Annotated in this window: 16 protein-coding genes, 1 tRNA gene and 1 pseudogene; 12 read left to right on the plus strand and 6 right to left on the minus strand. The window is 68.9% G+C overall.

Going from position 1 to position 18,469, the window contains the following annotated elements; all coding sequences use genetic code 11:
• Nucleotides 1-177 precede the first annotated feature (177 nt).
• Nucleotides 178-897, plus strand: a complete 720-nt coding sequence (locus tag NFU04_RS09120) for an SDR family NAD(P)-dependent oxidoreductase (protein WP_251309144.1) — start codon at nucleotides 178-180, stop codon at nucleotides 895-897.
• Here the strand turns inward: NFU04_RS09120 and NFU04_RS09125 are convergent.
• Together NFU04_RS09125 and NFU04_RS09130 are read right to left on the minus strand one after the other, a co-directional pair.
• A pseudogene (locus tag NFU04_RS09125) lies at nucleotides 840-968 on the minus strand (type I restriction-modification system subunit M N-terminal domain-containing protein); the annotation flags it as partial. The gene NFU04_RS09120 and the pseudogene NFU04_RS09125 sit on opposite strands and share 58 nt — an antisense overlap.
• A gap of 21 nt (nucleotides 969-989) precedes the next feature.
• A complete protein-coding gene (locus tag NFU04_RS09130; RefSeq protein ID WP_251309145.1) occupies nucleotides 990-1,853 on the minus strand; it encodes a YicC/YloC family endoribonuclease in 864 nt (287 codons plus the stop codon).
• Between the two features lie 279 nt (nucleotides 1,854-2,132).
• On the opposite strand from NFU04_RS09130, the gene rph reads away from it, so the two are divergent.
• A complete protein-coding gene (rph, locus tag NFU04_RS09135; RefSeq protein ID WP_186809950.1) occupies nucleotides 2,133-2,855 on the plus strand; it encodes a ribonuclease PH in 723 nt (240 codons plus the stop codon).
• A 78-nt stretch (nucleotides 2,856-2,933) separates the two neighbouring features.
• On the opposite strand, the gene NFU04_RS09140 is transcribed toward rph, so the two are convergent.
• Nucleotides 2,934-3,701, minus strand: coding sequence for an exodeoxyribonuclease III (locus tag NFU04_RS09140; protein WP_251309146.1), 768 nt, complete (start codon nucleotides 3,699-3,701; stop codon nucleotides 2,934-2,936).
• A 105-nt stretch (nucleotides 3,702-3,806) separates the two neighbouring features.
• Between NFU04_RS09140 and pyrE the strand changes: the two genes are divergently transcribed.
• From pyrE to rep, 3 genes are all read left to right on the plus strand, one after another.
• Nucleotides 3,807-4,454 carry an orotate phosphoribosyltransferase gene (gene pyrE / locus NFU04_RS09145; protein ID WP_251309147.1) on the plus strand — a complete coding sequence of 216 codons (648 nt, stop codon included), beginning with the start codon at nucleotides 3,807-3,809 and terminating at the stop codon, nucleotides 4,452-4,454.
• 90 nt (nucleotides 4,455-4,544) lie between these two features.
• Nucleotides 4,545-5,045, plus strand: a complete 501-nt coding sequence (trmL, locus tag NFU04_RS09150; protein WP_251309148.1) for a tRNA (uridine(34)/cytosine(34)/5-carboxymethylaminomethyluridine(34)-2'-O)-methyltransferase TrmL — start codon at nucleotides 4,545-4,547, stop codon at nucleotides 5,043-5,045.
• Nucleotides 5,046-5,048: 3 nt separating this feature from the next.
• Entirely contained in the window at nucleotides 5,049-7,097 is a 2,049-nt protein-coding gene (rep, locus tag NFU04_RS09155; protein WP_251309149.1) for a DNA helicase Rep, read from the plus strand.
• A 90-nt stretch (nucleotides 7,098-7,187) separates the two neighbouring features.
• Here the strand turns inward: rep and NFU04_RS09160 are convergent, their stop codons facing one another.
• Nucleotides 7,188-7,949, minus strand: coding sequence for a c-type cytochrome (locus NFU04_RS09160; protein ID WP_251309150.1), 762 nt, complete (start codon nucleotides 7,947-7,949; stop codon nucleotides 7,188-7,190).
• Nucleotides 7,950-8,147: 198 nt separating this feature from the next.
• Here NFU04_RS09160 and NFU04_RS09165 point away from each other — a divergent pair.
• The 3 genes from NFU04_RS09165 to NFU04_RS09175 all read left to right on the plus strand — a co-directional run bounded on the left by NFU04_RS09165 (nucleotide 8,148) and on the right by NFU04_RS09175 (nucleotide 10,076).
• Nucleotides 8,148-8,224: transfer RNA gene (locus NFU04_RS09165), tRNA-Arg, on the plus strand.
• 158 nt (nucleotides 8,225-8,382) lie between these two features.
• Nucleotides 8,383-8,898, plus strand: a complete 516-nt coding sequence (locus NFU04_RS09170; RefSeq protein ID WP_251309151.1) for a molybdopterin-dependent oxidoreductase — start codon at nucleotides 8,383-8,385, stop codon at nucleotides 8,896-8,898.
• Between the two features lie 26 nt (nucleotides 8,899-8,924).
• Nucleotides 8,925-10,076, plus strand: a complete 1,152-nt coding sequence (locus tag NFU04_RS09175) for a GGDEF domain-containing protein (protein WP_251309152.1) — start codon at nucleotides 8,925-8,927, stop codon at nucleotides 10,074-10,076.
• On the opposite strand, the gene norR is transcribed toward NFU04_RS09175, so the two are convergent.
• Nucleotides 10,060-11,598: a nitric oxide reductase transcriptional regulator NorR gene (gene norR / locus NFU04_RS09180; protein ID WP_251309153.1), complete on the minus strand. Its 1,539-nt coding sequence runs from the start codon at nucleotides 11,596-11,598 to the stop codon at nucleotides 10,060-10,062. The genes NFU04_RS09175 and norR overlap by 17 nt on opposite strands.
• 211 nt (nucleotides 11,599-11,809) lie before the next feature.
• Between norR and NFU04_RS09185 the strand changes: the two genes are divergently transcribed.
• Nucleotides 11,810-12,985 (plus strand): globin domain-containing protein, encoded by a 1,176-nt coding sequence (locus NFU04_RS09185; RefSeq protein WP_251309154.1) that lies wholly within the window; start codon nucleotides 11,810-11,812, stop codon nucleotides 12,983-12,985.
• Here NFU04_RS09185 and NFU04_RS09190 read toward each other — a convergent pair.
• Entirely contained in the window at nucleotides 12,937-14,916 is a 1,980-nt protein-coding gene (locus NFU04_RS09190; RefSeq protein WP_251309155.1) for a metallophosphoesterase family protein, read from the minus strand. The two genes, NFU04_RS09185 and NFU04_RS09190, sit on opposite strands and share 49 nt — an antisense overlap.
• Nucleotides 14,917-15,190: 274 nt before the next feature.
• Between NFU04_RS09190 and NFU04_RS09195 the strand changes: the two genes are divergently transcribed.
• From NFU04_RS09195 to NFU04_RS09205, 3 genes are all read left to right on the plus strand, one after another.
• Nucleotides 15,191-16,306, plus strand: coding sequence for an extracellular solute-binding protein (locus NFU04_RS09195; protein ID WP_251309156.1), 1,116 nt, complete (start codon nucleotides 15,191-15,193; stop codon nucleotides 16,304-16,306).
• Between the two features lie 73 nt (nucleotides 16,307-16,379).
• A complete protein-coding gene (locus NFU04_RS09200) occupies nucleotides 16,380-17,519 on the plus strand; it encodes an ABC transporter ATP-binding protein (protein ID WP_251309157.1) in 1,140 nt (379 codons plus the stop codon).
• Nucleotides 17,512-18,399 (plus strand): ABC transporter permease, encoded by an 888-nt coding sequence (locus NFU04_RS09205; RefSeq protein ID WP_251309158.1) that lies wholly within the window; start codon nucleotides 17,512-17,514, stop codon nucleotides 18,397-18,399. Before NFU04_RS09200 ends, NFU04_RS09205 begins: the two co-directional genes overlap by 8 nt.
• The last annotated feature ends 70 nt before the right edge of the window (nucleotides 18,400-18,469 follow it).

Below are 18,469 nucleotides of genomic sequence, written 5' to 3' on the forward strand. Positions count from 1 at the left end.
GCAAAGACGATTAGGAGGCGAATCGTCCCTGCCGGGGGGAGCGGCAGATCAGGCACCGCCGGATGGGCGCCCGCACTATATATTCTCGTATATGGACAGCCCCGGGGCCGCGAAATAGGTTGGCAGGGTGTTCGGGCACCCCCGAACCCAACAACAACCAGCAATCGCGAGGAAGCCATGGGACGCCTGACGAACAAGGTCGCCTTGATCACCGGCGGTGCGGGGGGCTGCGGCCGGGCCGCCGCCGAACTCTTTGCGCGAGAAGGGGCCAGGGTCGCCATTCTCGATCTGCCGATCAGCGACGGAGAGAATGTCGCCGCCGGCATCAATGATGCGGGAGGCACGGCCTGCTTCGTGCCGGCCGATGTCTCCGATGCCGAGCAGGTTAACCAGGCGGTCACCCGGGCCGAAGCAAATTTCGGCGCCATCACCGTGTTGATGAACCATGCCGGCACCATCGCTGCCGGCCCCTTCCTGGAGACTCGAGAAGCCGACTGGGACCGCCTGATGAACATCAACGTCAAGGGGATGTTCCTGACCACCCAGGCCGTGCTGCCGGGCATGATCGCCGCGGGCGGCGGCAGCATCATCTGTACCTCCTCCATCTCTGGCGTCGTCGGCACCCCGATGGAGGTGCTCTACTGCACGACCAAGGGCGCCTGCCACATGTTCGCCCGAGCTATTTCGGTCGAGTACCGCGACCAGGGCATCCGCAGCAACGCCATCTGTCCCGGCTTCATCGGCACTGACCATGGCCACCGAGAGATCACATCTAGTTCCTCGCGCTGGAAGGCCACTTCCTTCAACACGTTGGCCTTGGTCGCTTCCAGCAGGGCATCGAGCCGGCGCAGTACCACCATCGGCAGGATCACGTCACGGTACTTGCCACGCACGTAGACGTCGCGCAGGCAGTCGTCGGCGATCGACCAGATGAAGGAAACCAGCTTGTTATGGGCGGCGTGATTCATGGTGTTGGGGCTTTCCCTGGCTTATTCGATGTTCTGAATCTGCTCGCGCATCTGCTCGATCAGCACCTTGAGCTCCACGGCGCAGCGGGTCGTCTCGGCCACCACCGACTTGGAGGAGAGGGTGTTGGCCTCGCGGTTGAGCTCCTGCATCAGGAAGTCGAGGCGCCGGCCCACGGGCCCCTGCTGGGTCAACTGGCGCTCCACCTCGGCCACGTGGGTCTCCAGGCGGTCGAGCTCCTCGTCCACGTCGGCCTTCTGGGCCAGCAGGGCGATCTCCGCCTCCAGGCGCTGGGGGTCGAGCTCGGCCTGGAGGGCGGTCAGGCGCTCCTGGAGCTGGCTGCGCTGGCGCTCGAGGATCGTCGGCAGCAGGCCGCGCACCGTGGCGACCTGCTCACCGATGCCGGCCAGGCGCTCGCGGATCAGCTCGGCCAGCTTGGCGCCTTCCCGGGCGCGGCCTTCGATCAGGTCGTCCAGCGCCGCCTCGAAGAGTTCGCCGGCCGCGGCCTTGATCGCCTCCAGGTCCGGCTCGGCGGCCTCGACGACGCCGGGGTGGTCGAGCAGCGCCAGGGCGTCCGGCATGGGGGCGTCGGGGATCTCGGCGCGGACCTGCTGCAGGGCGAAGCCGAGGGCGGCCAGGCGCGAGCGGTTGATGGTCAGCGCCTCGCCCTCGCCGGCGGACTCGAAGCGCAGGCTGCACTCCACCTTGCCCCGGGCCAGGCGGCGGCGCAGGGTCTCGCGGAAGGCCGGTTCCAGGTCGCGCAGGCTGTCGGGGAGACGGAAATGGGGTTCCAGGTAGCGCTGGTTCACGGAGCGCAGCTCCAGGTGCAGGCTACCCCAGGCGGCGTCCCGGCTCAGCCGGGTGAAGGCGGTCATGCTGTGAACCATGGGAACTCCTGATGGCGGGCGCAGGGAGGCGACAGTGTAACCGATTAAGGGTGTAGAATAAGCGCCCTGCCAGAGGTTCCAGGGCCATTGTCGCTAGCATCATGGCCGAGGCGCGCTGGGAGCAGGTCGAAGCGAAGCGTCATTATCAGGGACGAGAATGCCGAGCGCCCAGGGAGGGGTTCACAGCGTCTTCGCGGAGTTGCCTGCTCCCAGGTGACCCCGAGCCCCATGCTGGATGATGGCTCGGCCCAGAGATTTCACCCGAAGATGAGAGGTTCTATGCGCCCCAGCGGACGACAGCCCGACCAGCCCCGCGAGATTCGCCTGACCCGCGACTACACCCGCCACGCCGAGGGCTCGGTGCTGGTGGAGTTCGGCGACACCAAGGTGCTGTGCAACGCCAGCGTCGAGGCCGGGGTGCCGCGCTGGCTGCGCGGCAAGGGCCAGGGCTGGATCACCGCCGAGTACGGCATGCTGCCCCGGGCCACCCACACCCGGGGCGGTCGCGAGGCGGCGCGGGGCAAGCAGGGCGGTCGCACCCTGGAGATCCAGCGGCTGATCGGCCGCTCGCTGCGCGCCGCGGTCAACCTGAAGAAGCTCGGCGAATTCACCATCACCGTGGATTGCGACGTCATCCAGGCCGATGGCGGCACCCGCACCGCCTCCATCACCGGTGGCTGCGTGGCCCTGGTGGACGCCATCCGCTACCTGCAGCGCAAGAAGCTGATCAAGTCCGATCCCCTCCAGCAACTGGTCGCCTCCATCTCGGTGGGGCTGTTCAAGGGCCAGCCGGTGGTGGACCTGGACTACCCGGAGGATAGCGGCGCCGATACCGATATGAACGTGGTGATGACCGAGGGGGGCGGCCTGATCGAGGTGCAGGGCACCGCCGAGGCGGGCCAGTTCAGCCGCGCCGAGCTCAATGCCATGCTCGAGCTGGCCGAGGGCGCCGGGGCGACCCTCTTCGCCCGTCAGCGCGAGGCCCTGGGCATTCGCGATTGAAGTCGGCGCCCGGAACGCATCACGCCGGCTGAGTCAGCCGGCGTGATGGGCCCCGGAGGGGTGGCGACGGAGGCGGGATTACAGCGTCAGATCATATTCCACGATCAGCGGCGCGAACTCCGAGAAGGTGGCGTCGTGATCGATCCAGGCGTCGACCACATGGCGGCGGAAGTTGGGGCCCACCACCTGGTAGTCGAGGCGCCAGCCCTCCTGGCGGGAGCGCGGCACCTCCTGGTCGAGCTTGGGCCACCAGGTGTATTCGCCGGCGTCGCGGTTGATCTCGCGGAAGGTGTCGATAAAGCCGGTGGGACCGAACAGCTGGTCCATCCAGGCCCGCTCCTCGGGCTTGAAGCCCGGGGTGGTCTGGTTATCGGCCCAGTTCTCCAGGTCGATGGTCTTGTGGGCGACATGCCAGGTGCCGCAGATGATGTACTCGCGGCGCTTGCGGGCCATCTTGGCCAGGTACTCCTGGTACTGGGCCATGAAGGCCTGCTTGGCCTGGGGGTCGCTGCCGTCGGGCATCAGGAAGCTGACGATGCTGAAGCGATCGTAGTCGGCCTGCAGGAAGCGCGCCTCGTTGTCGCACTGGGGGAAGCCCAGGCCATACATGATCGCCTTGGGGATCTTCCGGCAGTAGATGCCCACGCCGGAGAAGCCATCCTCCTCGGCGTCCAGGAAATAGCCCTCGTAGCCCTCCGGGTAGAGGATGCTATCGTCGAGCTCGAAACTCTTGGTCTTCAGGTTCTGCACGCAAACGACATCGGCGTCCTGGTTGGCGAGCCAATCCAGAAAGCCGCGGCTCACCGCTTCGCGGATGCCGTTCACATTAATGGTCGCGATCTTCATCACATAGTCCCTTTACCGTCGCGCGTGTATGATACCTGACGTTTCGACGTTTGGGTAAATGGCCCGTAGTGATTAATCATGATAGGGGGAAGCGTGGCGGACAGCATGCAGCCATATCAGCGAGAATTCATCGAATTCGCCATCGAGCAGGGCGTCCTGCGCTTCGGTGAGTTCACCCTCAAGTCCGGCCGGGTCAGTCCCTACTTCTTCAATGCCGGCCTGTTCAAGAGCGGCGCGGCCCTGGCGCGCCTGGGGCGTTGCTACGCCCAGGCCATCGCCGACAGCGGCCTCGACTTCGACGTGCTCTTCGGCCCGGCCTACAAGGGTATCCCCCTGGCCGCCACCACCGCCGTGGCCCTGGCCGACGGCCATGACCGCGATACCCCCTTCGCCTTCAATCGCAAGGAGGCCAAGGATCACGGCGAGGGCGGCAATATCGTCGGCGCCGACCTGGCGGGGCGTATCCTGATCATCGACGACGTCATTACCGCCGGCACCGCCATCGGCGAGGTGATGCAACTGATCGATGGCGCCGGGGCCAAGGCCGCCGGGGTGGTGATCGCCCTGGACCGCCAGGAGCGCGGCAAGGGCGAGCAGAGCGCCATCCAGGAGGTCGAGGCGCGCTACGGCATGCCGGTGGTGAGCATTGTCACCCTCGACCTGGTACTCGAGTACCTGGAAGAACACGCCGGCGAGGAGCTCAAGGCGCATGCCGCGGCGATTCGTGACTACCGCGCCCGTTACGGCGTCTGAGGCCGACGTCGCCACGCCGTGACCCTCGCCGCTCGGGCCCCGTGAAGGGGCCCGAGTGCGTTGTGCCGATGATCGTTTCAGGAAGCGCTTATGCTTGATGTGGTGCTCTACCAGCCCGAGATCCCGCCCAATACCGGCAACCTGATCCGCCTGTGTGCCAATACCGGCTTCCGGCTGCACCTGATCGAGCCGCTGGGCTTCGTGCTGGACGACAAGCGGCTGCGCCGCGCCGGCCTCGACTACCACGAGTGGGCGCGGGTGCGGGTGCACCCCGGCTGGGAGGCCTTCCTCGAGGCGGTGGCGCCGGAGCGGCTCTTCGCGGTCTCCACCCGCGGCGGCACCGGTTACCACGAGCCCCGCTACCGGGAGGGCGACGCCCTGGTGTTCGGCCCCGAGACCCGCGGCCTGCCCCAGGCGCTGCTGGAGGCCCTGCCCGAGTCCCGGCGGCTGCGTATCCCCATGCGCGCGGACAGCCGCAGCCTCAACCTCTCCAATGCCTGCGCGGTGCTGGTCTATGAGGCCTGGCGCCAGCTGGGCTTTCCCGGGGCGGGCCTCGCGGGGGCCGAGCCGTCCGGCGGCCCCAAGGAGTAAGTGATGTCGATTCAACAACGGCTGGCCAAGCTCAACCCCCGCCAGCGGGAAGCGGTGCGCTATATCGACGGCCCCTGCCTGGTGCTGGCCGGGGCCGGCTCCGGCAAGACCAGCGTGATCACCACCAAGATCGCTTACCTGGTGCAGGAGTGCGGCATGAGCGCCCGGCGCATCGCCGCGGTGACCTTCACCAACAAGGCCGCCCGGGAGATGAAGGAGCGGGTCGGCCAGATGCTCAAGGGCAAGGAGGGCCACGGCCTCACCGTCTCCACCTTCCACACCCTGGGCCTGACCATTATCCGCAGCGAGCTCAAGACCCTCGGCTACAAGCCGGGCTTCTCGCTGTTCGACCCGGACGATGCCAAGGCGCTGCTGCGCGACCTGATGAACAAGGACGCCCAGGTGGATGCCGACCAGATCAACCGGATCCAGGCCACCATCTCCAACTGGAAGAACGACCTGATCCTGCCGGGCCAGGCGCTGTCCCACGCCGCCGACGAGGACGAGCTGTTCGCCGCCCGGGTCTATGAGGCCTACAACCGCCACCTCAAGGCCTACAACGCGGTGGACTTCGACGACCTGATCCTGCTGCCGGTGGTGCTGCTGCGCGACGACCCGGAGGCCCTGGCGCGCTGGCGCAAGCGCATCCACTACATGCTGGTGGACGAGTACCAGGACACCAACGTCAGCCAGTACCTGCTGGTCAAGCTGCTGATGGGCGAACGCCAGACCTTCACCGTGGTGGGCGACGACGACCAGTCGATCTACGCCTGGCGCGGGGCCCGCCCCGAGAACCTGGTGACCCTCGGCGAGGACTTCCCGCGCCTGCAGGTGATCAAGCTGGAGCAGAACTACCGCTCCACCGGCACCATCCTGCGCGCCGCCAATACCCTGATTGCCAACAACCCCCACGTCTATGACAAGACGCTGTGGTCGGAGATGGGCCCCGGCGAGCCGATCCGCGTGGTGGTCAACCGCCACGAGGAGGCCGAGGCGGAGCGGGTGGCCAGCGAGATCCTCACCCGGCGCATCAAGGAGTCCGCCGAGTGGCGCGACTTCGCGGTGCTCTACCGGGGCAACTTCCAGGCCCGACTGCTGGAGCTCAAGCTGCAGCACTACCAGATCCCCTACAAGCTCTCCGGCGGCACCTCCTTCTTCTCGCGCAACGAGATCAAGGACGCCATGGCCTACCTGCGCCTGCTGATCAATCCCGCCGACGACAACGCCTTCCTGCGCATCGTCAACGTGCCGCGCCGGGAGATCGGCCCCGGGACCCTGGAGAAGCTCGCCAACTACGCCACCGAGCGGGGCGGCTCGCTGTTCGCCGCCTGCGGCGAGATGGGCCTGGCCGAGCAGCTGCCGACCCGCGCCGTGGAGCGCCTGGGCCGCTTCACCCACTTTATCGAGGCGGTGCGCCGGCGCATGGATGGCGGCGATGCCATCGCCGCCATCCGCGAGATGATCCGCGAGATGGATTACGAGGCCTGGCTCTATCAGAACGCCAGCGCCCCGACCATCGCCGAGCGGCGCATGGCCAACGTCTGGATCCTCATCGATCAGCTCGAGAAGTCGATGGAGCGCGACGAGGAGAGCAGCGCCTCCGAGGAGACCGAGACCGATAGCGTGGAGGCGGCCATCTCGCGGCTGGTGCTGCGGGATATCCTCGAGCAGCAGGCCGAGGAGGACGATTCCGACCGGGTCCAGTTGCTGACCATGCACGCCTCCAAGGGGCTGGAGTTCCCGCATGTCTATCTGATGGGGCTCGAGGAGGAGCTGCTGCCGCACCGCAACGCCATCGAGGTGGGCACCGTGGAGGAGGAGCGGCGCCTGGCCTATGTGGGCATCACCCGGGCGCGCCGGACCCTGACCCTGACCCTGGCGCGCCAGCGCAAGGCCTATGGCGAGCTGATGGACTGCACCCCGAGCCGCTTCCTGGACGAGCTGCCCGCCGACGACCTGGAGTGGGAGGGCCGCGCCGACAAGGAAGACCCGGACAAGAAGCAGGCCCGGGGCAAGGATGCCATCGCCGGGCTGCGCTCTTTATTGGGCTGACGGCTCCCCGCCCGGTTAACGGGGACGCCGGAACGACGAAGGGGGCGCCGAGTGGCGCCCCCTTCGTCTGCGGTCGACAGGCCGTCGGCCTTACTGGGCCTGGCTGACCATGTAGTCGACGATGGCCATCACCTCTTCGTCGGCCAGGCCGGCGTTACCGCCCTTGGGCGGCATGGCGCCCTTGCCGTTGAGGGCGCTCTGGTAGAGGGTCTCGACGCCCTGGTCGATGCGCGGGCCCCAGGCCTCGGCATTGCCCAGCACCGGGGCGCCGGCCACGCCGGCACCGTGGCAGGCGGCGCAGCCGCTGCTGCCGTAGAGGGCCTCGCCGTCCAGGTCGCTGGCGCCGGCGGAAGCGGAGGCCGCCTCCTCGGTGGCGGCCTCGTCACCGCCGCCGATTTCCGGCAGGTCGCCGTCGAAGACCGGCTCCACCAGGTGGTTGACCGCCGCCTTCACCTCATCGTCGGAGAGGTTGGGGTTGCCGCCCCGGGCCGGCATCGCATTGAAGCCGCCGATGGCGTGGGTGTAGAGGGTCTCGATGCCCTGATCCAGGCGCGCCGCCCAGGCATCGGCCTCGCCGCGCTTGGGTGCGCCGGCGGCGCCGGTGTCGTGACAGGCCATGCAGACGCTGCCATAGACCTCGGCGCCATCCACGGCGCCGCCGCTGCTACCGCCGCTGGGGGCCGCGCTGGCGATGCCGCACTCTTCGCCCTGCAGGCAGAGCTGGCCTACCGGCGCGAGTCGCTCGGCGATCGCCTCGCGCTCGCTATCGCTCTGGGCTTGTGCGGTCGTGGCCAGGCCTGCGGCCAGGCCCAGGGCGGCCAGGCACCCCATGATCAGCTTGCTGGATTTCACTCTCACCACCTCGTCGACGGTCCTGTTATTCGAAATCGGGTCGCGCGCTGCGCAAGTGGCGGACAGTATACCGGCATCCTTCTGGCCAGGAAAATGCCATCCTTCGCCCAATGCGCATGTACCGGCGGCCGGTGGGCTGGACAGCGGCCGGGGGGGAAGGTAGGATGACGACCGCCTGGCCACCGCGCCGGGCATCGCGCGCCCGTAGCTCAGCTGGATAGAGTACTGCCCTCCGAAGGCAGGGGTCGCAGGTTCGAATCCTGCCGGGCGCGCCACGCTTTCCGAGAAGGGCCCGCGAGAGATCGCGGGCCCTTCGTCGTTTGTGGCCATCCTTCGGCCAAATATCAGCAATTCATAATGTATTTCAGTGGGGTACAGTTCTCTCCTGTGGTGGCCGATGATTCACTAGAGCCCTTTCGCCGAGGAGTCCCCCATGCGTTTTCCCGTCCCGTTCTTGCCGCTGATCCTGTTGAGCCTGTGGCTGCTGGGCATGACCCAGGCCCAGGCCCAGGCTCAGGTTCAGGCTCAGGCCCAGGCCCAGGTTCAGGAGAGCCCCGTGCTCACCCTGAGTCGGGGCGGTGAGCGCCGCTCCCTGAGCCTCGCCGAGATCGAGCGCCACGGCCTCCATGAGGTGGAAATGCGTCACTTCGAGGGGCCGGAGGGGCGCTTCGCCGGGGTCTGGCTGAATGACTTCCTGGCCGCCGAGGGACTGGATGACGCCTCCCGGCTGCGCTTTATCGCCCTCGACAACTACACCACCTTCCTGACCCCGGCCGAGCGGGCGGAGAAGGCCTACCTGCTGGTGACCCGCCTCGATGGCGAGCCCCTCGGCCGCGACCAGTTCGGCCCGCTGATGCTGGTGGTGCCGGCCGATACCGAGGCGGTACTGGCCGGTGAGGAGCCCATGTCGCGCTGGATCTGGTCGATCCGCGAGGTGAGTGCTCGGTGATGGTGGGGCGCCGCCTGGCGTTTGGCATGGCGGGTGCCTTCGCCCTGCTGGTGGCGCTGAGCCTGTTGGCGGTGAGTACTTATATCACCGAGGCGCGCCGCCATGTGGGGGCCGACTACACGGCCATGACCACCGACGTGGTGCGTGCCCAGGAAGACGCGGTGCGCCTGCGCCTGACCCTGGATAATCTCCGGGACGGCGGCGATGCGCTGCATATGGCGCAACTGGAGCAACTGCTCTGGGTCATCGAGCTGCGTATCCGCGGCATCACCAGGTTGCTGCAGCGCAGCCAGCTGCCCCGGGAAGAGTACCGGCCCCTGGTCGAGGAGCTCGCCCGTCTGGAGTCGCGGCTACCGGCCCTGCGCCGGGCCCTGGCGGCCTTGGCGGCGGGGCGCGATCCGCGGCGCCTGATGGAGGTCGGCGGCGAGCTGGAGGAGGGCCTGGCCTGGTCCTATAGCGAGCTCAATGAACTCCTGCACCTGGCCTCGGCGACCCAGCGGCGGATGATGGAGCGCCTGACCCTGGCGGTGATCGCCCTGGCGGGGGTGGCGGTGCTGATGATCGGTGGCCTGATGCTGGCCCTGTGGCGTATCTACCAGCAGCGCGAGGCGCTGATCCAGCAGAGTCGCACCGACCCCCTCACCGGCCTGGACAACCGGCGCCATCTCTACGAGGTGGCCGCCCAGGAGTTCGCCCGCTATCGCCGGGGCGCCGCCCCCCCCAGCCTGGTGTTGATCGACCTGGATCACTTCAAGCGCATCAATGATGCCTATGGTCATCCCACCGGGGATGCCGTCCTGGTGGCCCTGGCCCGGACCCTGTTGAGCGAGGTGCGGGAGGTGGATCGGGTGGCGCGCCTGGGGGGAGAGGAGTTCGCCGTGCTGCTGCCCGATAGCGACCCCGCTGGGGCCACCCGCCTGGCCGAGCGGATTCGCGCGCGTATCGCTTGCCTCGCGTTGCCCGATCGAGCGACGGGGGAGCGGTTGACCGCCAGTTTCGGCGTGGCCACCGCCACCCCGCGGATGGTGGGTCTCGAGGCCCTCTATGCGGTGGCCGACCGACGGCTCTACCGGGCCAAGGCGGAGGGCCGGGATCGGGTCGTCGCCGGCGCGGAGGGCGAGGCACGCGGTGCCTCCCCGGCGAGCCCTCAGGCCCAGCGGGTCAGGTCGAGTCCTTGAGTCCCAATCGCCTGGCCAGACGATGCAGGTTCCCCGGGTCCACGGCCAGGCGCCGGGCGGCGCCGGCCCAGTTATGGCCCTCCGCGGCCAGTGCCCGGGCGATATAGTCGCGCTGGAAGGCGTCGCGGGCCTCGCTCAGCGGGCGTATCGGCGCCTGGGAAGGCGCCAGTACGGCCTCCTCCGCCGGTGTGGCGGAGGCGCCCTCGGGCAGTGCCAGGTGCCGGCACTCGATGCTGATCGGGGCGCGGCGTCGCGCCTCGTCACCGCGCTCGGCCAGGGCGCGCAGCGCCGCCCGGGCCAGGGTATGCTCCAGCTCGCGAATATTGCCCGGCCACTGCCAGTCGATCAGGGCCGTGCTCGCCGCCGGGGTGAGGCGCAGGTTGGCCAGCCCCAGGCGGATGCGGTTGATCTCCAGGAAGTGGCCGGCCAGCAGCGGAATATCCTCGCGACGCCGGCGCAGCGGCGGCACCTCCAGGGGAAAGGCGCCGAGGCGATGATAGAGGTCCTCACGGAAGCGGCCGGCGGCCACCTCCGCCGCCAGGTCGCGATTGGTCACCGCCACGATGCGCACGTCCACCGGCTCCGGGCGTTCCTGGCCCAGGGGCTGGATCTCCCCCTCCTGCAGTACCCGCAGCAGCTTGGCCTGCAGCGCCAGGGGCAGCTCGCCGATCTCGTCCAGCATCAGGGTGCCGCCGTCGGCCATGCGGAAGTGGCCGCGGTGATCCTGCACCGCCCCGGAGAAGGCGCCGCGGCGGTGACCGAAGAGGGCGCTCTCCGCCAGGCTCTCCGATAGGGCGGCACAGTTGACCTGAACCAGGGGCCCCTGGTGGCGTTCGGAGCGGGCGTGCAGGCCGCGGGCGATCAGCTCCTTGCCGACCCCGGTCTCGCCGTGCAGCAGCACGCTCATGGCGGTGGGGGCCACCAGGGCCACGTTGGCCATCAGCTGGCGCATGACGGGACTGTGCCAGTGCTGGATTCCCGTCGGGGGCGCCTCCTGTTCCAGGGCCTCGTTGAGCCGCGAGCGGGTGGCGCTGAGGCGCCCGGCCAGGCGCAGACAGGTGCCCAGCAGGTGGGCGGCGGCGGCCAGCTCCGCTTCGTCCAGCGCGGCCAGGGCGCCGGGGGTCAGGGCATCCAGGGTCAGCAGGCCGGTGAGGCGCTCGTCGTCGTCGCGCAGCGCCACCCCCAGGCAGTCGTGGACCGGGTTGAGGGCCTCGTCGAGCAGGCCATCGAAGGGGTCGGGGAGCTCGCTGCCCAGGGGGAAGCGACACACCCCGGGGTGGGCGGCGATGGCCGCCAGGCGCGGGTGCTCGGCGAGGCGGAAGCGCCGCCCGCGGACCTCCTCGGGGAGCCCCAGTACCGCCACCGGGCGCAGGCTCTCCTCCTCCAGCACCATCAGGGTACTGGCATCGGCGGGGTAGTCCCCCACCAGGGTCTCCAGCAGCCGGGCCCAGGCGGCCTGGGCGGGGGCCTCATGGGTCAGCTGGGTCAGCAGATGGCGCAGGGCCTCCAGGAAGTCGGTCATCAGTGTCGCTCGAACAATGCCATTGTCACTATAACAGCATTAATAAGGTCAAAATAACACTCTCAGGCCTGCCCCCAGGAAAGCCCCGGGCCTCAACAAAGCGGGCACCTGGCTTAATGGGGCGAGTCGGCACCACCGGGCGGGAGGTTGGCATGGCGTTTGCTGTAGGGAATAGGCAGAGCGCCAACCCACTCGATAACCAAGGAACGCCATGCTGACTCACGACCAGGAACGGCTGATCGCCGCCACCGCCCCGGTGGTCGCCGAACACCTCGATGCCATCACCCAGCGCTTCTATCCGCTGATGTTCGACCGCTACCCGGAGGTCAAGGCCCTCTTCAACCCGGCGCACCAGGCCAGCGCCGCCCAGCCCCGCGCCCTGGCCGGCGCGGTGCTCGCCTATGTGCAGCTGCGTGGCGAGCCGGCCCGGGCCCGGGCGGCGCTGGCCACGGCGATCGGCAAGCATGTCTCCCTGGGCATCGCCCCGGAGCAGTACCCCATCGTCGGCGAATGCCTGATGGCGGCCATCGGCGAGGTGCTGGGCGAGGCGCTGACGGCGGAGATCGCCGGCGCCTGGGGGGCCCTCTACGAGGAGCTGGCGGGGCTGCTGATCGAGCTGGAATCCTACCACTACCACGCCTTCGCGAGTCTCCCCGGTGGCTGGCAGGGGACCCGCACCTTCCGCCTCGCCGAGCGCCGCGAGGAGAGCGAGGTGATCACCTCCTTCCTGCTCGAGCCGGTGGACGGCGGCCCGGTGGCGGACTTCCAGCCGGGGCAGTATATCGGCGTCAAGCTGAGCCTGGACGGCGAGACCCACTATCGTCACTACAGCCTCTCCGCCTACCCCAACGGCCAGGGCTATCGCCTCTCCATCAAGCGTGAGCCCGGCGGCCGGGTCAGCGAGCACTTTCATGCACGGATGGCGCTGGGCGATACCCTGGAGCTGCTGCCGCCGGCCGGCGACCTGACCCTGGTACCCGGCGCCGCCCCGGTGATGCTGCTCAGCGGCGGCGTGGGTCAGACCCCGATGCTGCCCCTGGCCCGCCAGGCCCTGGAGCAGGGGCGACGGGTGATCTATGTGCATGCCGCCCGCGACGCCGCCCATCACGCCTTCGGCGAGGAGCTGGCGGCGCTAGGTCGCGCCTTTCCCCGGCAACTCGATACTACCCTGCTCTACGAGGAGGGCGAGGGGGCCGACCACCGCGGGCGCCTCGATCGTGTCCTGCTGGAGCGCCTGCTGCCCGAGGGCGAGGTGCACTGCTACTTCGTCGGCCCCCAGGGGTTCATGAGCGCGGTGAATGCTCACCTGGAGGTCCTCGGCGTGCCCGCCGAGCGGCGTCACTTCGAGCACTTCGGGCCGGCCCGTCCGCTGGACGTCGTCGCCTGATCCGCCGCCGCCTCCCGGGCCTCGGGAGGCGGAAAGTCCACCTCGAAGCCCCGCACATCCAACTGGCGGATCCGCGCCGGGCGCCCCTGGTCATCCAGTTCCACCAGGCCCAGGCCGCTGCCGTTCCATAGTCGTTCGCCGGCTTCGGCGCGGTCCGGGTCCCGGGGCGTGATGCGCATGGGGCGCCGCTGGGTAAACCAGTTGAGCGGCGAACGCGGCGCATAGAGCCAGCGATTGAGCCGATCGAAGGTACTGAGCAGCGGCTCCGGGAAGCCGTTCTTGATGCCGCTGGAGGTGATCTGCCAGAGTCGCGGCCCGCGGCGGCGGTGGCGGATGCGGATGTCGTAGACGAAGGAGTAGTGGACGTCCCCGGAGAGGATCACGTAGTTGCCGGGGGTCTGGCTGTGTCGAAAGATATTGAGCATCACGCTGGCGGCGCCGCGATGGGCCATCCAGTTCTCGGCATCCACCATCAGCGGCTTGCCGGCCAGCACGAAGAGCTTCTGGATGCTCTCGATCAGCTTGACCCCGAACATCGGCGCCGGCGAGACGATCACCACCGACTCGCTGCCCAGCAGCGCCTGCTGCAGCTCGCATAGCGCCTCCCAGTCCATCAGCCCCGAGGGGCGTCCCGGGCGGCGCTCGTTGCGCCAGCGCCGGGTGCGGGTGTCCAGCACCAGCAGCGGCGGCGCGCCGGGCACCCGGAAGCCCCAGTCGCGATGGCCGCGCAGCGCCTCCAGCAGGGCATCCTGGGTCGGCGCCGGCAGCCCCTCCTGCCGCTCGTGGGCCTCCCTCAGCAGCGCCTCGGCGCCTTCGACCAGCCCGGCCATCCCCTCGGGATCGTTGCCCCAGCCCTGGCACAGCAGGTAACCCCAGAGGGCGTTGCCGAGGATGCGTCGCGAGAAGGGATGGCCGTAGGCGCAGGCCTCCCACTCGGCGGTCAGGTTCCAGTCGTCGGTGACGTCGTGATCGTCGAAGATCATCAGCGAAGGCAGATGCGCCAGCAGGCGGGCGGCCTGGGGCAGCCCGGCCACGAAGGCCTCGATGACCGCTTGCTCCTCGTCGTAGCGTGCGGCCAGCTCGTCGGTCAGGGCGGGGCGCGGCGGGTCGATCAGCCGCCAGGGCACCGGCGACCACACCAGCAGGTACATGGCCATCATCTCGGCGAAGGTGATCAGATGGTTATGGGCGTTGGCCGAGGTGAAGACCGGCTTGCGGGCGCCGCCGAAGAAGCGCTCGCGCAGCGCCGCGTTGATGGTGATATCGGGGAGCAGCGATTCGCGGCGGTAGTAGCCGGCGGGCTCGGCGTAGAGGGCCTGGCTATCCGCCACGGTGGCGCCCTCCAGTGCCTCGTCCACCAGCCCCAGGCGGCGGATCAGCGCATGGATGGCGGCCAGCATGGGGCCGGCCACGTCGTCGGCATAGATCTGGTCGCCGGTCATCAGCAGCCAGGCGGGCCACTCTGCGGGCCGCTCGCGGCGTTCGGCCAGCCAGGCGTCGCCCCGCACCAGGCCATCCTCGTCCTGATGATGGGGCTTGCGGCAGGAGCCGTGGAGCAGGCGGCGCTGGTCCTCGGCGAGCACGAAGGCGGGGCGGGTCTCGCCGTCATGGCAGAGGTGGGGGGCCCAGTCGGCGATGCCCGGGGCGCCGTCGCGGTCCTCCAGGCGCAGGTCATAACCGATGCGCCGGCCCCGGGGCAGGGGCGTGGCGAGGGACACCTCGATCAGGTGCAGCCAGGCGTGGCGGCCCACCGGGATACGCCGCAGGCGCTCCCCGCCGAGCCGCAGGCGCCGCGGTGTGGCGCCCTCCGGATGGAGGTGCAGGCCGAGTTCCAGGGGGCGGGAACCCACCAGCCAGAGCACCAGGCGCTCCGGGCTCAGGCGGCGCAGCAGGGGGCCGGCGAGGATATCGGGAAGGGGCTGATCGTCCATGGGCAAGGGCATCGCAGTTGGCTGGAGGCGTCGTCGCGCCGCGGGGGCGCCGGAGGCTCAGCATCCCCGATCGGCCCGGGGCCTGGCAAGCCGGCCCGTCCCCGGCGCTCCTCGGACCGAGTGGGAGCGTTGATGGCGGGGCTGGGCCTTCCGACTACGCTTACTGGATCGACGATTGAACGGTCATTTAATTGCCACTCGAGGGACATCCGCTGGCCGCACAATCGTGAAGTTGTTCACTGCTGTCGACTATCACCTGTTCACGGAGAGAGCCATGTCGATCACGCGTCGTCGTTTCCTCAAGGGGTCCCTGGCGGCGGGCGCCGCCGCCACGGCGCCCGCCTTCTATATCAACAGCGCCCTGGCCCAGGAGCAGACCCTGCGCATCTATGCCTGGGCCGGCTACTTCACCGATGCCATGCTGGCGGACTTCACCGAGAAGACCGGCATCCGCGCCACCTTCACCCCCTATGGCACCAACGACGAGCTGATGAACTCCCTGCGCGCCACCGACGGCAGCGGCTTCGACGTCATCATGCCCACCGTGGACCGGGTGCCCGGCTACCTGGACTATGACCTGGTCCAGCCCCTGGACACCTCCCGCATCAACTGGGACGGCGCCCTGGAGAGCGCCATCGAGGGCTCCGAGGTGGGCGGCGTGGTGGACGGGCGCCGCTACTTCGCGCCCAGCGACTGGGGCACCGAGGCGATCACCTGGCACCGCCGCTACGCCAATATCGATCGCGCCACCCTCAGCTATGCCGACCTATGGAACCCGGAGCATGGCCAGGGGGTGACGGTGCGCGGTCACTCGGCCCTGGTGGGCATCGGCCTGTGGTTGGAGCGGGAGGGCCGGCTGCCCTTCCCGCTGCTCGACTCCTACAAGAGCGAGGAGGCGATGCGCGCCAACTTCGACGTCATCCTCGAGGAGGCGGTCAAGCACAAGCAGATGCTGGTGCAGTTCTGGGACACCGAGAACGAGGCCCAGGCCGCCTTCCGCACCAACGGCGCCATCATCGGCCAGACCTGGGACTCCACCGCCTTCCGCTTGCAGCAGGAGGGCGAGGATATCGCCTATGGCGCGCCCCGGGAGGGGGCCCTGGCGTGGATGGAGGGCTTCGTGATTCCCAAGAACGCCCAGAACCCGGATGCCGTCTACGAGCTGATCAACTGGTACTACACCCCGGAGGCGGGGGCCATGTTCGTCGAGGCCACCGGCTACAACTCCACCGCCAAGGGCGCCACCGAGCTGTTGCCGGAGGCCACCCGCCGGTTCTTCACCGACTCCTACAGCGAGGCCGACCTGGCCAACCTCTGGTGGTGGCCGATCCAGGAGCCCTGGTACGTGGCGCTGCGCAACGAGTATCAGGATCGCTACCTGAGCGCCTGAGTGAGCGCCCGAGCGAGCGGCCCCCGGCATTCCGGGGGCCGTGCTTCCGTGAGTCGAAGAAGGCAAATGCGCAATGGACGCTAGTGTCGAACTGGATCGGGTGGTGATGCGCTTCGGCGACTTCACCGCCATCGAGGAGACCTCCCTGGCCATCGCCTCCGGGGAGTTCTTCAGCTTCCTCGGCCCCTCGGGCTGCGGCAAGACCACCCTGCTCAATATCGTCAGCGGCTTCCTGACCCCCACGGCCGGGACGGTGCGCATCGGCGGCGAGGCCATGGCCGGGGTCTCGGTGAATCGCCGTCCCACGGCGATGATCTTCCAGAACCTGGCGCTCTTCCCGCTGATGACGGTATTCGAGAACATCGAGTTCGGCCTCGAGGTGCGCGGCGTCGACCGCAGGACGCGCCGCGCCACCTCGGAGCGGCTGCTGGCCCTGGTGGCCCTGGAGGGCAGCGGCCCCAAGCGAGTCACCGAGCTCTCCGGCGGCCAGAAGCAGCGGGTGGCCATCGCCCGGGCCCTGGCGGTGGAACCCCGGGTGCTGCTGCTCGACGAGCCCCTCTCGGCCCTGGACCTCAAGCTGCGCCAGCATATGCGGGTGGAGCTCAAGGCGATCCAGCGCAAGACCGGCATCACCTTTATCTATATCACCCACGATCAGGGCGAGGCCCTCAACATGTCGGACCGGGTGGCGGTGATGTCGGCGGGGCGCATCCAGCAGGTGGCCGACCCCATGACCCTCTACCGTGCGCCCCAGACCGGCTTCGTGGCCGCCTTCGTGGGCGAGAACAATCGCCTGGAGGCCAAGGTCATCGACCGGCAGGGCGAGCGGGTGCGCCTGGACGGCGGCGCCCTGGGCGAGCTGAGCGGGCGCGCCACCGCGCCCGGGCCCCTGGCCAATGGCGCCGCCGCGGCCCTCTATGTACGCCCCGAGCACCTGCGCCCGGTGGCCCCGGGCCAGGGGCTCGAGGCCACCATCGAGGCGCTGCACTTCGAGGGCGCCTGGGTGATGCTGGAGACGCGGCTCGCCGCCAGCGGCGAGAAGCTCCGCGTGCAGCTGGGTCACGAGCTCTCCCGCCAGCACCTGGAGGCGCTGCGGCCGGGACAGAACGCCCACTTCGGCTTCGACCCCGAGGACGCGGTGGTGCTGCCCGACGATGGCGGCCCGGCGCTGGACGAGGCCACCGGCGAGGTGGTGGAGGGCGCCCATGTTTAGGCAGTTGCGGGCGCGCTTCGGCGGCCCCCTGGCGGCGGCGATCCTGGCCCTGCTGGGGATCTGGCTGATCGTCATGGTCACCCTGCCCCAGCTGCAGATGATCGACTACTCGCTGCGCCCCAACCTGCTGCCGGCCCAGCTCGGCGGACCCGAGGACCGCTGGACCCTGACCAACTACGTCACCCTGTTCAACAACGAGATCCACCGGGCGATCTTCTTCAAGACGCTCTGGTCCAGCGTGCTGGTGACCCTGCTGACCCTCGCGGTCAGCTACCCGCTGGCCTACTACCTGGCCAAGCTGGCCAGTCCCCGGCAGGCGGCGCTGTGCCTGCTGTTATTGATTATTCCCTTCTGGATCAACGAGATCCTGCGCACCTACTCGTGGTTTATCATCCTGGCGTTTCGCGGCCCACTCAACGAGGTGCTGATGATGCTGGGGCTGATCGAGCGCCCCATCCGCTTCCTCAGCGGCGACGCCGGGGTCATGGTGGGCATGGTCTACGCCTATATCCTGTTTATGGTCTTCCCCATCTACAACGCCATCGAGAGCCTCGACGACAACCAGGTGCGGGCCGCCCGGGACCTGGGCGCCGGCACCCTGCGCACCCATCGGCGCATCATCATTCCCCATGCCAAGCCGGGCATCGCCACCGGTTGCATCATGACCTTTATGCTGGCGGCGGGCAGCTATGCGGTGCCGGCCCTGCTGGGCTCGCCGGGCAGCCGCTGGTTCACCCAGATCATCTACAACTGGTTCTTCGAGGGCGGCAACTGGAACCAGGGCGCGGCCTACGCCTTCCTGCTGCTGATCCTGTGCATCGGCTTCATGTCGCTGGTGATGAAGGTCTTCAAGGTGGGGCTGGGGGATATCGCCAAGTAGGCTTCGGGAGCGGGATGCAGCGGCTTGTCCGAGGAACCACCTCGGCGCCGCTTGCCGGGATATCAAAGGA

This window comes from Halomonas sp. NCCP-2165 (genome assembly GCF_023708045.1).
Lineage (GTDB): Bacteria > Pseudomonadota > Gammaproteobacteria > Pseudomonadales > Halomonadaceae > Bisbaumannia > Bisbaumannia pacifica.